Raw genomic sequence first — 14,440 nt, forward strand, 5'->3', positions numbered from 1 at the left:
GAGCGGCCACGGGGAGGTGTGGGGGTCACGGTGACCGTTCATGTCGCGGTCTTGGACCCCCTACCGATGTTCCGGCGTGGCGTCGCAGCGGCGTTGTCGAGCCTGGGACATCACGTGGAGGAGCCTGTGGACGCCGTGGCCTGGCTGCGCGAACGCCCGGGTGGGGTGGTGCTGCTGACCCTGCACTCCACCGAGGATCTGGACCGTCTGACCGCCCTATGTCGTCTACGTCCCCGCCCGCTCGTCGTCGCGCTGCCATCCGGCGACCTTTCCTCGCTTGGCGTGCAGGCCATGCGAGCCGGTGCGCGGTCGGTGCTGGCACGCGCGGCGACGGTGCCGGCGTTGCAGCGTGCGGTGTCCGCGACTCTCGGCGGTGAAGCTGTCATGCCTGCTGACGTGGCCGACCTCCTGGTAGCCGAGCGTGGCGGCCGGCCTTCGCGCCGATCGGCTCCCTCGACGCAGCAGGTCGCCTTGTTGCGACGGCTCGCCGACGGCTGGACCGTGTCCCGGCTGGCCTCGGACACCGGCTACTCCGAGCGAGCGATGTACCGGCTCCTTCAGTCGCTTTACCAACAGATCGGCGTCAGTACCCGGCTGGAGGCCATTATCCTGGCGCATGAGGAAGGCTGGTTCGGGAACTAACCGCCGCGGCCCGGCCGGATGCGCGCCAGTTCCGTGAGCACGTGATCGAGGCGCGGGCAGTTTCCGGCCAGCGTCTTCACCATGAATCTCATTCGGTCGTCCAGTCCGGGCGTCTGCTGGGCCGACGTCGGTCGTGCCCGGCGAAACGCGTCCAGCGCCCACGCAGGCTCCACCTCACCGAGGAGGACGGAATGGCACCGGGCGATCCCGGCGAAGTCCCAAGCGACAAGATCGTTGCTGTCGGCCTTTGTGCGTCGGCTTGTCTCATCGTGGAGTTGCCGGAAGAGATCCCGCGCGGTGCCTGGCAGTTCGGACCGGTATGCGATGATCGCCCGGAGCGCGAGCTCCGCGGTGTCCCTGCCTGCCACCCGGTAACGGGCTGACTCCTCAATGGCCCTGCGGGCCGCCAGAAAATCACCCAGGTGCACATCGGCAAGCGCCACGGTGGTGAGGGAGCGCCGCAAGTTGATCGGGTCACGGCGGACACGCGCGACCTCGACGGCCTGCGCCGCCGCCGACCGCGCCTCTTGGTACCGGTCCTGGTACAGGTACAAGTCGGCGGTCAAGGTGAGCAACTCCGCTCGCGCCGAGGCATCGGGGTGGGCCGATGTGAGCTCGGCAGACCTCGCCCGCATCGTCAGCGCGTCTGGGATTTGGTCCAGCTCGGCGTACCAGCGCGCCAACCGCAGCGCGGCGCCCAACGCCTGTCCGGGGTCGGCCTCCCAAGCCGCTTCGAAAGCCGCCAGAGCCTGCTCGACCGCACGTCGATAGCTGCCGCGCCGCTGCCGGGAGTCGGCCAAACCGACGAGTGCGGCGGCGCGGTCGCCGCGCAGCACGACTGTACGGTCGTCGTCACCACCGTCCTCGTCGTCCTCGTCTGCCAGTCCCAGCGCCCACCCGTAGTGGTCCTCGGCTTCGGCGAGGTAGTTGTTCTCCCAGAACATGGCACCCATGTTGATGTAGATCTGGCGCATCGCCTCGCGAAGCTGGTCCTGCTTGGCGATGCTGAGCGCGGCCTGATAAGCCTCCAGCGCCGACCGGAACTCGCCGCTGTACGAGTAGATGTGACCCAGGCCGGCGAGGTTCAGCATCTCGCCCTCCCGGTCGTCGCCGAGCCGGCCACGCACGGCCTCCCGTTGAGCACGCAATTCCGCGCCGCTGCCCCAGCGACGCACCAGGTCGTCCATCTCCTCGATAAGGCTGTGGGCCTGCTCGTACATACCCGCCCGTAGCCAGGCGTCGACCCGCGCGAAGTGCATCTCCAGATCCACCATGCCATCTACTTCGTCGTCGTCTTTCTGCATCACCGCCAGAACCTTGGCTGCCTGAAGAGCGAGCTCACGCCGGGTGGGGGACCCGCCGTCATCCGTGTGCCGGTCACGCCCCAGGTAACCGATGACCGCCTCAACCTCGGTCTTTCGCACATACCTGCGTCCGTCCCGGCGTTCCAGGACGAGGCGCGCCGCAACGAGCGCGCGCAGGGCCGACTCGATCAACTCCCTCGACAGATATGGCGCCAGGACGCCGATGACGGCGTCAGTGCTCACCGGGATTCCGAGCGCCGCCAAGCCCTTCGACACCAGTTGCTGTTCGGCGGGAAGGAGGTCAACATATCGGCGCACCAGGCGTTGGTGCACCTCGCTCGCCGGCACGGAGGACAGCCACGGTCCTACCTCATGGGCCTGCAGTCCCGGCGGGTCGAAGCTGAGGACCGCGTGGAGAAGTTCGGCGAGCCGTGGATTACCGGCCAGGAAGCCGTGAACGTGCCGTAGATCTTGCTCGGGCAGGTCGGCGAGACCGTACGCGTTGCCGGGATCAAGTTCGGCGAAGTGCTCACGCAGCCAGGGTGGCTCGAGTCCGTCGAGGTTGATCTGACACGCCGTCCCCGGCCAGGCCACACCCGTCGTCGCGCTGGGCACATGCTGCGTAACGAGGACGACCTTCACGACGGGGCGCAGCCGGCCCTGTACTGCCTCCAGCGCCAGGTCAAGCTCCGAGTCACGGAGGACATGTTCCTCCTTGAGAAGGTTCTCCGCCGAGTCGATCACAATCACCGGCCGGATGCCGCCGGACTCGCCAAGGCTGTCCAGGGCGATCTCCAGGCGTGCCCGTGCGGACGGACCGGCCACCCGGTCCGATCCGGGTGGCTCGATGTCCTTGAGCAGGGTCGGCACATCGATCTCCCCGTATGGTGTGGCGTCGTGCCAACGGACCGCAGTGGTCTCGTCTTCCGGATCGGTCAGGCCCAGATCAGTGAGCACCTCGCGGACCAGCGCGGTCTTGCCGATTCCGGGTGGTCCGCTGACCACAATGACGGAGGTGACCCGGTCCGCAAGGGCTGCGCGAAGGCGACCCCGCTGACCCGTGCGGTCGACGAAGATGGATCCGTCACTCGCTGACCGGTCAATCGTCCGCGCCGCCGTAGCGTGTGTCGCCTCGACGAGCTTTCCCGCGTCGAAGCGCATCAGTGGGCCGGTCGGCAGGTTTGCCGTGCCGAGAAGCGCCCGGGTGAGCCGCCCAGCCAGCCGCGAGCACCATCGGCTCGCAGGCGTACCGCCCGACGAGTAGGCGGTGTGCAGCATGGCCTGCGCAAGAAGGGAGACCTTCAACTGTCGGTGCCAGTGCTCCTGATTCCATTCGTTCTGGATGACGAACCGGAGCGCCGGTTCGCGCAGCGCATCAATGACCTTCCGCACATCTCCCGGCATTCGGCCGTCGAGCAGCTCGTCGCGGTAATCGTTCACCAGATAGACAAGGAACGCCTCCTGACTGCGTTCGGAGCTTGCCCCGATCTCACGCCAGCACAACGACATCAGCTGGGTGGCGAGATCCCGGCTCAACGGTGCTCGCGCGTCGTAGGTGGCCAGGTCGATAAGCCGGAAATCGGCTGGGCGGATGGATCCGTTGCGCACAGGTATGAGGACGTTGTCCCCATGCAGGTCGCCGTGCGTCCGGCCCACCAGATAATGAATCTCCGCCCGCGTCGTGGGCAAGTCCTCGTCGAACAGCCGCCATGGGTTGGGCAGCGGTGATTCCTCGCCCTCCAGGTCCAGAAAGGCGGGCACCAGCAGGTCATTCGCCTGCGCCCAGTCATGTAGCCAGCCGCCAGGACGAAAGCTGTCGCCCAGTTCGCACGCCAGCAACTCCGCCAGCGTTGACCGCTCGCTGTCATACCCCGGACCGGCCCACCGGTCGAGAATCGTGTTCCAGACCACCTCGCAGGCCTCCGCCAGTTGGTCAAGTTCTACCGTCCCGAGCGGAATGCCATCGGCGTTGAACTGGCCGATCACAAGGGCGTTCGAGGGACAAGAAATCGGAGGAAAGGCAATCCTCGCGAGGTGTCGCTCACAGAATTCTTGGGGCGCTTCCCGCAGAGCAGCCGCATGCCGCCTACTCTCCCGCTGATGATTCATCAGCACCGGCGGGCAGTATTTGATAACACACCAGCGCGGCATTGGCTGACCATTGACGTTAACTAGTTGTGCTTTCGCGAGCCGGGCTCCGGTGTAACCACGACGGAGCCGTTCTATGCCGCCACGAATCTCAACACCATTGTCAAGAAGCGACTCGATGATCGCCGACGCGACGGCCGAGTCCTCGAATTCGCGGGCCAGCTCGTCCAAGGCGGTCATGACTGGGGAAACCGCCCTTCAAGTTCCCGCATCCTGACTTGGAAATCGGACCTGTCCTCGTCGTGGTAGCGCTGAAAATACCAGGCCGGCAGGCGCGGCTGGAGACGCCGCATGTGATAGAGCGCGTCCTGGACCTGCCGGGCGAAGAGAGTCAACTCAGCTGGACTGGCGATCACCGGCGACGAGTGCTCGTCGACGACCGCACGCACCAACCCGAGGACGCGCAGCCGATCTCGGGTGCTCGCCATCTGAATACGGTACGTCCCCAGGCACAGGAGCAGCAGACCGAGCGATGGAACGAACCACCCGATGACCAGTCCGGCCACCGTCGCGCCGGTGGCCAGGGTGAGCAGGACGCCCGCCACGGACCACAACACCAGCATGAAGAGCGTCATCTGGGCGAAGCGGAGCCGGATCCGGGAGCCCCAGGCCAGGTTCTGTTCCAGGCAGAAGAGCAGGTCGTAAGGTGCTGCGGCGTTGGCCACGAGGTAGTAGCCCCGTAGCCGGTCCTCGTCGCCGCGAAAATGCCGACTGAGTCGGCTGACCTCGTCCTCGCCGACGCGGTCCCCGACCACGACCCGGTTCCACGGCAGGCCTAGTACGTCGGTGTCGAACCTCTCCTGAAGCGTCGCGGCGATCCGTAGGTACCGCTCAGCCCAAGGTTCCATCACCATCTTGTAGACGGCGGCCCAGAGCGTGCCACCGAGGGCGACCGCGGTGCCGTACCGCGAACCCGGCCCGATTAGCAGGCCAGCAACGGCCAGGGCAATCGAGACGCCGAAGCTCAGTGTCTGCGCCCGCTGGTTGTAGGAGTGAGTCACGGCGACGGCTTTGAGCAGGCGCAGTGCCGCGTCGCTGTCCTGCCGGTCGGTGATGCGATGCGTGCTCGTCAACGGTCCTCCCGCGCGCACAGGTTGACAAGGAGTGTCACACGCTCGGTATCCCCAGCGAAACAACGAGTTCGTTGCCAAGACCGCAGACGTCAGCATTTGGAAGATCGACTTAACCTTGACCGCGTTTTGCCGCACACGTTGGGCGCGCCAGGCGCCGCCGTGGCGTGGCGACGCGTGCCCTGTCTCGAACTCGGTGGGACTCAGATTCTTATACGGTAATGCGCCGTTATTGGATTATCAGTACTCTCCATTCGAGACATCGTCGATTCTGACGTCGTGGTTCGGCCCGTCCGTCCACCGCACCATCTCCGGCGGCGGCCTCTGATCAGGTGACGAAACAGCCCGATGCGGGCGACGCGCCGACAGCGGCCGCAGCGTCCTCGCTGGTGAGCCCTTCACCGACTTCCCGTCATCACTCGCACCCCACCTCCCGTCGCAACGCCGGCTTCTCCGGCGGCCTCACCAGCGGAGCTACGACCCCAACGTGTCACTCGGTGCCCTGGGCGTCTCCATCACGGGCCGTAGCAGCAGGCTGCGGCTCAACTACCGCAGCACCTCGGAGACCTCGGCTGGCCGCCCTCGCGGTCGCCTGGAACGGCGTGGGCAGCCAGTTCCTGCCCATGGCTCGCGGAGCGGAGTGCCCAGTGAGACACCTGCGGACCACCGACATGGCGCGTTCTCCGATTCTCCCGGATTGGTCAAACTCGGCCAGCACACGAAACGTTGCGGACACGCGCTGTCCACCTTGTCAGTGCCGCCGCACGACTCGACTATTACTATCGCGAACATCCAACATCGCTCGAACGGTCAGGAGGGGAGGAACCATCCGGGAGTTCTCGACCGGCCTTGCTCCGCTGTGGCGTGCCGCACACGAGCGGTTGTCGTCGGGACGTGCGGTGAGTCGGGTTCGAGTCGGGCCGATGACCGAGGACCAGCGGGTCGCGCTGGCTGACCTGCTCGGGATGGACCGGCTGCCAGCCGAGCAGGTGACGGTGTCGGTCGCAAGACTTGAGGACGTTCTCGCGGAGACCGGTGATGACCTGCGGGAAGTGGTGACCCGGCTCGTCGGGCCGATCGCGGATCGGGCCGGGCGGCGTGCCGAGGTCGCCGCGGAGCGGGCCGAGTTGTGGGAGTGGCTGACGCGGCATCCTGTCGTCGTCCGGCAGCCCGCGTTGATCGACTGGGTGGGGTCCGTGCGCCGAGCGGGGCTGGTCGGTGGCTCGGTCGCCAGCACCAGGTCGTTGCTCGACGACGTGCTGCGGGTGCTCGGCGAACTTCCGGCCGCCGGGGAGCCGCTGCCGGTGCTCGCGGACCGGACGTTGCGGGACACGCACGCCCTGGACGACGGGACGCGGCGCGCCACCATGGTGCTTCGCGGGCTGGCGACCATCTACGACCTGCCCCTGCCCACCGACGTGACCCAACGGCGCCAACTCTGGGAACGCGCTGGCGTCGCCGATGACGAACTCTCCTCCGTGGTCCTCGTCGCGGGGATGCGCCCGCCGGGGTCGGGCCTGGTCAGCTCGATCCTGCGGCTGTGTGCCGACGCCGGTCAGGTGGCGGCGCTGACCCTCGGTCAGCTACGAGCCACGACCTGGCCCGCCGGTCTCCCCGACACCGTCTGGGTGTTCGAGAATCCGAGCGTCGTCGCGTTGGCGCTCGCGCGGTTCGGGGTCCGGTGCCCGCCGGTGGTGTGCACGTCCGGGTGGCCCAACAGCGCGGGCATCCTGCTGCTGCGCGGCCTCGCCTCGGCGGGGTGTGCTCTGCGGTATCACGGCGACTTCGACGGTGAGGGCATCCGGATCGCGGCGAACGTGGCGGCACGCACGGGCGCGACACCGTGGCTGATGGGCACGGCCGACTACCTCGACGCGCTCGCGGTCGACACGACCGGGCCTTCGGTCGGGCGGGTGACGGACGCACCCTGGGACGCGGCTCTCGCCGACCAGCTCCGGGCCCACGACGTGACGGTGAGTGAGGAACGCGTGGTGGATCTACTCCTGGAGAAACTGGACAAATACTGCCCAACTCGGTGATTTCCGTTTACCGATGCCCGACGGGACGGTGGGATGGGACGGACGAAAGGGGGGAGGACTGCGTGGAACCCATCCGTGTTCCACCGGAGATGTTCCGGTTCACCAGCGGTGATCGTGCTGGGCTCTACGTCTCGGTCCTCCACGCGTTCGGCGAGGCCAACGAACGTCTGGAAACGTCGCTGGGCCTGGACGACGTGCGTGCCCGGCTGCGCTCGGTCGGCTGGCTCGACGCGATCGACGACAGCGAGCTGGCCGCCGCGCTGGGACAACTGCACGACTGGAACCTCGTCGACGTCACCCAGAACCACGCCGAGAACTACCGCACCGCGAGCGAGTACGAGCGGCGCAACCTCCAGTACTCCCTGACCAGGCAGGGTGAGGCGGCGTTCGCGGGGGTGCTGCACGCGCTGTCGGTCCTGACCTCCGCCGGCGCACTTCAGACCGCCGTGCTCGACGCGATCTCCGATCGCCTCGGCGACCTGGGCACGCTGCTCGACGACGCCACCGGAACCGACCGACGCATCTACACCACCGTGATGGAGTTGGAAGGCCACCTCGACGCGCTGCGCTCCAACACCAAGCAGTTCAACGGCGAGCTGCAACGGTTGCTGCGGGCCGACGGCGCGGACCTGTCGACCTTCCACGAGGTCAAAGCCGCCACCGTCGCCTACCTGCAGGAGTTCCTCACCAACCTGGACCAGCGCACGCACGCGATCGAAACCCGAATCGACCGGGTCGAGGCCCACGGCCTGGGCCTGGTGCATCACCGCGCGCTGCTCGGGGCCGAGCTGCCGAGGCTTTCCGGCGACGACCCCGGGCCGGAGTGGCTCGCGCACCGGCACGCCCGGTGGGAGGGGCTGCGGGCCTGGTTCCTGCCGGGCGACGGCACCCGTCCCCGCGTCGAACAGCTGCATCTGGTGGCCCGGCGCGCGATCATCACCTTGCTGCAGGTGCTCGACCGGATCACCGAGTCACGGCGCCGAGCGAGCAGCGCGGTGGCCGACTTCCGCGAGTTGGCCAAGTGGTTCACCGTCCTGCCTGATCAGGAGCATCTGCACCGGCTGTGGTCCACCGCCACCGGGCTCAGCCCCGCCCGGCACGCGCATCTCGGTCATCCGGATCCGGAACTGGTCAGTAGCTCCACGAGTTGGGCGGACGCGCCGCCGGTCGAGGTGTCACCGCTGCTGAGGTCCTCCGGCAGGACCGAGCGGTTCAGTCGCACCGGGCGGGTCCGTGACGTCGCCGCGGTGAAGGCCGCCCGCGCGGAGCAGGCGCTCGCCGAGCGGGCACAGCTTGAGGCCGCGTGGCACCTGCTCGACACCGGCGGGCCGGTGCGGCTGTCCAGCTTCGGACGTCTCCAGCACAGCGCGTTCGAACGGCTCCTTGAGCTGCTCGGGAGAGCGTTGGCGAACGGTCCGACCACCGCCGGCACTCGTCGCGCCACGACGACGGACGGGAAGATCGAGATCGTTCTGCGTCCGCCGGTCGACAACGCGATCGCGCACCTGACCACACCCCACGGCCGGTTCACCGGGCCGGACTACGAGATCGAGATCCGCGCGTTCGGTCACCGCCACGTTCGGAGGGCCGCTCGGTGAGCAATCTGTCGAACCAGCTGGTCACCGCCGAGCGCGAGGAGATCGCCAGGGGGATCCGGATCATGTTGGCGAGCCCGCTGGTCCATGAACGCGGGGCGGCGGAGTCGTTCGACCTGGTGCGCCGGCGTCGTGAACCGATCAGGAAGTGGTTCGACTACTACTGCGGTTGGTCGGTGGTCGTCGAGCCACGGCTGGGTTACGCCCGGCTGGCCAAGGTCCGCCCCATGGCCGACGCCAGCCGGCCGCCGCGCCGGCACCGTTCCGGTCGGGCGCCGTTCGACCGACGCCGCTACGTTCTGCTGTGTGTGGCGGCCGCCGAACTGTTGACCGTGCCGGTGACCACCATCGGGCTGCTCGCGGACCGGGTGACCCGGGCCACGGCGACCGACCCCGTGCTCGCGACCTTCGACCCGTCCGCCCGCGCGGAACGCATGGCGTTCGTCGACGCGTTACGCATGCTCGAACACTTCGGCGCGGTCGAGGTGCTCGATGGTGCGACGGAGTCCTTCGTCGACTCCGCGGCGGCCAAGGTGCTCTACGAGGTCGACGCCGCGCTGCTCATGCGGCTGTTGTCCGCGCCGACCGGGGTGTCCCAGCTCGCCGTTCCGGTTGACGAGGTCCCCGCGCGGTTCGAGGAGTTGCTCGTCGCGGTGTCCCGGGAGCGGCGCTACGGCGCCGCCGCCGAACACTCCTCCGGCCAGGCGCCCGTGTCGGAGGTCCAACGCAACCTGTGGTTGCGGCACTCGATCTTCCGCAAGCTGGTCGACGACCCGGTCGTCCATCTCGACGATCTGTCCGCCGACGAGCGCGCCTACCTCAACTCGCCGACCGGCCGCCAGCTGGTGCGGCGGGCGGCTGAGGAGGGCGGGTTCCTGATCGAGGAGCGGGCCGAAGGCGTGCTGTTCGTCGATCCAGACGGCATCGCCACCGACAGCAGGTTCCCCGATGACGGGAGCAACGCCAAGGTGGCCGCGCTGCTTCTCCTGGAGGACATCAGATCCGTGACGACGACTGAGCAGCTTGGCCTGGCCGCCAACGCCCTACTCGCCAAGTTCCCGTCGTGGGGGAAGGGATACCGCGGCGACGATGGTGTCGCGGCTCTCGTGGCCGACGCGTTGGACGTGCTGCGCGGGTTCGGTCTCGTCCGGATCACCGACGGGCTGGTGCACCCGCTGCCCGCGTCCGCACGCTACGCGGCGGGATCGGCGCGGAGCAGCCACTCCGGGGAGGATCCGCTGTGACGGTCACCGAGCTGCCGAGGCACGCACCCGAACCAGCCGAAACGCCGACCAGGCGTTGGGTGCCGACCCGTGCCGGCATTCTCAACATCTGGCGGTACTACGACGAGGCGTTCGAGTTCCACCATGGCAGGCTGCTGCTGCGCGGGCCGAACGGCACCGGGAAGTCGAAGGCGCTGGAGTTGCTGCTGCCGTTCCTGTTCGACGCGAACCTGCGGGCGAGCCGCCTGTCGACGTTCGGCACCAGTGAGCGCACCATGCACTGGAACCTCATGGGCGAAGGCGCGGCCGGCACGACGCGGGTCGGCTACGTGTGGCTGGAGTTCCACCTTCCCGGTGAGCCCGACGCGTGGTTCTGTTGCGGCGCGCGGCTCCAGGCCAGCACCCACACCACGGCCGTGCACGCCGACTACTTCACGACCACGCAGCGCGTCGGCCTGCCGACGGGGTTGTCGCTGGTCACCGAGGCCGGCACGCCGCTCACCAGAAGCGCGCTGGAGCAGGCGCTCGGTCACCACGGTGTTCTCCATCCGAACGCGACCGAGTACCGCTCCGCCGTGCGCACGACGCTGTTCCCCGGGCTGAACGAGCAACGCTACGACGCGCTGATCACCGCGCTGCTCCAGCTGCGCACCCCAAAACTGTCCCAGCGGCTCGACCCGTCGTTGCTGTCCACTTTGCTCTCTCGGGCGCTGCCGCCGTTGGGGCAACAGGAAGTCGCCGACCTGGCCGAGGGTTTCGAGCGGCTCGACCGGCAGCGTGAGCGACTGGCCACGTTGGACGCCGAGGTCACGGCGGCACGGAGCCTCGCGGCCCGGCAGCGCACCTACGCCGCGCGAGTGCTGCGCGCCGCCTCGGCCACGTTGATCTCCGCCACGACCGAGCTGGACAACCTCACCAAGTCAGCGCGTCGCTCGGCCGACGAACACGCCCGAGTCGCGGCCGACAAGGCCACTACCGAAAGGCTCGTCGAGAACCTCGGTCGCGAGGAGGAGGAGACCAAGGCCCGCATCGACGGCCTCGTGGACAGCGAGGCCTATCAGCAGGGCCGGGAGCTGGACCAGCTCAGGCAGCACACGAAAGAGGCGCGAACCCGCGCGAAGGGCGTTCGTGCCGACGCCGACGTCACACGCGCTCAGGCGGACGACGACGCCGACCGCGCCCGCGCGGCGCAGCGCCACGTGGCGACGCGGGAGCACACCGTGGCCGCCCGCGCTGACGAGGCCCGGCAGGCAGCGACGAGGGCAGGCCTGGCCAGCGTCCACAACGAGGTCGCCGCGACGCTGGACACCGAGGCCGACCGGTCACGGCCCCTGCTCCGCGCGGCGGTCAAGGGACGTCTGGGCCAGGTCTGGACCGTGCGGCAGGCGCTCGACACCCAGGAAAAGGCGATCGAGCGTCGCCGGGAGGCCGAAACGGACCTCGATGAGGCCCGGACCGACCTTTCGAGCGCCGGAGAAGACCGGGCGGCGGCGGACGAGGAGTACGAGCGGGCGCTGGACGGCCTGGCCGGTGCGCTCCGCGAGTGGGCGGCCGGGTGTCGGGAGCTGCGCTTCGCCGACCTCGACGTGTTCGCCGACCTGGTGGAGAACGAGACCTCGCTCGTCGAGCACGTGGAGCACGTCGCCGAAGCCGTGCGCGCCGACCTGGTCCGCACGGAAACCGTCATCGCCGCGGACCGCACGGCGGCGCTGGCCGAACGCGACCGGCTCGGCGCGGACCTGGACCGGCTGGCCGACGAACACGACCGACCCCCGGACGCGCCACCCACCCGCACGACGGACCGCGCGACGATGACCGGCGCCCCGCTGTGGCAGCTGGTCCGCTTCGCCGACGAGGTGCCGGACACGACCCAGTGCGCCGTCGAAGCCGCACTGCAGTCGGCCGGCGCGCTGGACGCGTGGGTCGGCCCGACCGGCGAGGTCGTCGGTCACGACGTCTTCGCCCTGCCGGAAGGTGTCCCGGCCGCCCCGGGACGGTCGCTGGTGGACGTCCTGGTTCCCGAGACCGACACCCCCGTGCCGCCTTCGAGCGTCACCCGGCTTCTCGCGGCTGTCGCCTACGGCGAGCGACTGCCGGAGGGACATCCTGTGGCGATCAGCGCGGACGGCGACTGGCGATGGGGAAACCTGCGCGGCAGCTGGCAGAAAGCCCACACGGAGTTCATCGGCGCGGTGGCCCGGCAACGGGCCAGGGAACGCCACCGGCGCGAGCTGGAACGCCAGCTCACCACCGTCGACGAGACGCTGAGCGGACTGGAACGACGCCAGGACGCGATCGACGCCCGCCGCGCGGTGCTCGCGAGCGAACGAAGCTCCCGGCCGCCGTTCAACGGAATCCGGGCCGCACGCGACAAGCTGACGCGCCTGGAATCCGCCGTGGTGGCCGCCGAACGGACGGTCCGCAAGCGGCTGGACACGCTGTCGACGCGAGAGGCGCGGGCCACCGCCGCCCTGCACGCCCTCACCGTCGTCGCGGCCGAACACGGTCTGCCCACCCAACGATCCGCTCTGACCACGCACGAACACGCGGTGGAGAGCTTCCGGGAGCAGGCCGAACTGTGGCTCGACGGTCATCGCGACCTGGTCGCGGCTCGTGGCGCCGCCGTCGAGGCGGACGAACGGGCCACCCGTTCGAACGCGGCCGCGACTCAGCGGGAGACCGAAGCCGGGGAGGCCGAAGCCACCCTGCGTCAACTCGCCGCGAAGCTCGACGCGGTGGAGAAGACCATCGGAGTGGACTACCGGGACGTGCTGGCCGAGCTGGCCGCGTCGCGTGGTCGACTGTCCGATCTCAGCAAGGAGCTCAGCACGGCCCACCGCGGCGTGGCCTCGCTCGCCGAGCGGTTGGGCGTGTTGGCCGAACGCAGCAAGGCCGACGCGGACGCCCGCGACGAAGCGACCCGAGTACGCGACACCGCGGCTCGCCGATTCCGGCAGCTCGCCACCACGAGCTTCCCGGCGGACAGCGCGTTCGACGAACTCGACCGGTTCACCGCCACGCTCTCCTCGTCGGAGGGAGTGCGCGCGGCCCTGGACACCGCCCGCCTGGTCGCCGCCGCCTGGCCAACCATGCCCCACGAACCGAACAACCTCGGTGACGCCCTGCACCGGCTCTCGGAATCGGTGCACGAGTGCCGCACGGCGCTCAGCGCGCGGGCCGACCTCGACCTCGAAACCGACGAGGACGTCCAGGTCTTCACCGCCCTGGTGGACGGTGTCCGGGTCGGCGCCGCCGAGTTGCTGACGATCCTGAAGAGCGACGCCGAGCGGAGCAGGCACGAGATCACCGAACGCGAGCGGCAACTGTTCGACCAGACCCTCACCGGCGACACCCGCCGCCACCTCGCCGCACGCATTCGTCAGGCCGGCGAACTGGTGGACGCGATGAACGACCGGCTGGAGCGGGTTCGGACCGCGTCGAAAGTGTCGGTTCAGCTCGTCTGGCGGGTCGCGCCCGAACTGCCCCCCGGAACCAGAGCCGCACGGGATCTCCTGCTGAAGGACCCCGCGCGACTGACCGACGCGGACCGCGAATCCCTGCACCAGTTCTTCCGGGACCGGATCGAACAGGCCAAGGCCGACGACACCGCCGCCAGCTGGGAACAACAGCTGGGCCAGGTGTTCGACTACACCGCCTGGCACCGGTTCGACGTCAAGGTGGACCGCACGAACGGCGCCGGCTGGCAACCGCTCACGAAGAAACTGCACGGCGCGCTGTCCGGCGGTGAGAAGGCCATCGCCCTGCACCTGCCGCTGTTCGCCGCGGTCGCGGCCCACTACGAGGCGGTGCCGACCGGCCCCCGGGTCATTCTGCTCGACGAGGTGTTCGTCGGAGTCGACACCAACAACCGGGGACAGGTCTTCGCGCTGCTGTCCGCGCTGCGACTCGACCTGCTACTCACCTCGGACCACGAATGGTGCACCTACCCCGAACTGAGCGGCGTCGCGATCCACCAACTCATCACCGGCCACGACGGCGACGACGCGGTCACCACGGCCCGCTTCGTCTGGGACGGCACGAACCTCACCGCCGACGCCTGAGCTGGTTGGCCGCGCCAAACTGCTGCGTTGCGGCCACCGACAGGACTTCCCTGACGATCACCAGGACGCATCGCGCAGAGGCGACGATGGGCATCGGCGGTGCTCGTCGTGGTGATCGCGATCGTCGCGGACGTGGGTGTGAAGGTCGTACTTTGTGTCCAGAAATATTTCTCTGTCCTCAGTGACACAAAACAGACGGCAGAGACGACTCCCAGAGCAACTTGGAGCTTCGTTGATGGAGTGTCGAGAGGCACTGTCAGAACGGCGCCTGTGGCCGGCCCCGGTCGGGCTGATCGGGCTGGTCGCGGCGATCGGCGGGGTGATTGTCCGCAAACCAACCAACACCAACGACAACACC

At 68.7% G+C, this 14,440-nt stretch carries 7 protein-coding genes; 5 read left to right on the forward strand and 2 right to left on the reverse strand.

The annotated features are described in order from the left end of the window. Positions 1–126 precede the first annotated feature (126 nt). The gene (locus BLA60_RS14355; RefSeq protein WP_245811974.1) at positions 127–642 is read left to right on the forward strand and encodes a helix-turn-helix domain-containing protein; all 516 of its coding nucleotides are present in this window, start codon (positions 127–129) and stop codon (positions 640–642) included. Here the strand turns inward: BLA60_RS14355 and BLA60_RS14360 are convergent. Both BLA60_RS14360 and BLA60_RS14365 read right to left on the reverse strand, forming a co-directional pair. After that, positions 639–4,274: a tetratricopeptide repeat protein gene (locus BLA60_RS14360; protein WP_154814341.1), complete on the reverse strand. Its 3,636-nt coding sequence runs from the start codon at positions 4,272–4,274 to the stop codon at positions 639–641. The genes BLA60_RS14355 and BLA60_RS14360 overlap by 4 nt on opposite strands. Beyond that, a complete protein-coding gene (locus tag BLA60_RS14365) occupies positions 4,271–5,167 on the reverse strand; it encodes an S-4TM family putative pore-forming effector (protein ID WP_075133326.1) in 897 nt (298 codons plus the stop codon). Before BLA60_RS14365 ends, BLA60_RS14360 begins: the two co-directional genes overlap by 4 nt. Positions 5,168–6,045: 878 nt before the next feature. Between BLA60_RS14365 and BLA60_RS14370 the strand changes: the two genes are divergently transcribed. The 4 genes from BLA60_RS14370 to BLA60_RS14385 all read left to right on the forward strand — a co-directional run bounded on the left by BLA60_RS14370 (position 6,046) and on the right by BLA60_RS14385 (position 14,082). Beyond that, complete coding sequence (locus tag BLA60_RS14370; protein WP_281257440.1) at positions 6,046–7,203, forward strand: TIGR02679 family protein; 1,158 nt, start codon at positions 6,046–6,048, stop codon at positions 7,201–7,203. Positions 7,204–7,265: 62 nt separating this feature from the next. Beyond that, entirely contained in the window at positions 7,266–8,801 is a 1,536-nt protein-coding gene (locus tag BLA60_RS14375; protein WP_075133327.1) for a TIGR02677 family protein, read from the forward strand. Continuing rightward, positions 8,798–10,042 (forward strand): TIGR02678 family protein, encoded by a 1,245-nt coding sequence (locus BLA60_RS14380; RefSeq protein ID WP_075133328.1) that lies wholly within the window; start codon positions 8,798–8,800, stop codon positions 10,040–10,042. The genes BLA60_RS14375 and BLA60_RS14380 overlap by 4 nt, the downstream gene beginning before the upstream one ends. Beyond that, entirely contained in the window at positions 10,039–14,082 is a 4,044-nt protein-coding gene (locus BLA60_RS14385; protein ID WP_075133329.1) for a TIGR02680 family protein, read from the forward strand. The genes BLA60_RS14380 and BLA60_RS14385 overlap by 4 nt, the downstream gene beginning before the upstream one ends. Positions 14,083–14,440 lie beyond the last annotated feature (358 nt).

It is taken from the genome of Actinophytocola xinjiangensis (assembly GCF_001921215.1).
Lineage (GTDB): Bacteria > Actinomycetota > Actinomycetes > Mycobacteriales > Pseudonocardiaceae > Actinophytocola > Actinophytocola xinjiangensis.

What these genes read in the sequence shown, in the direction of transcription:
- BLA60_RS14360 (WP_154814341.1), bottom strand. Translation starts at nt 4,274, where the DNA reads ATGACCGCCTTGGACGAGCTGGCCCGCGAATTCGAGGACTCGGCCGTC.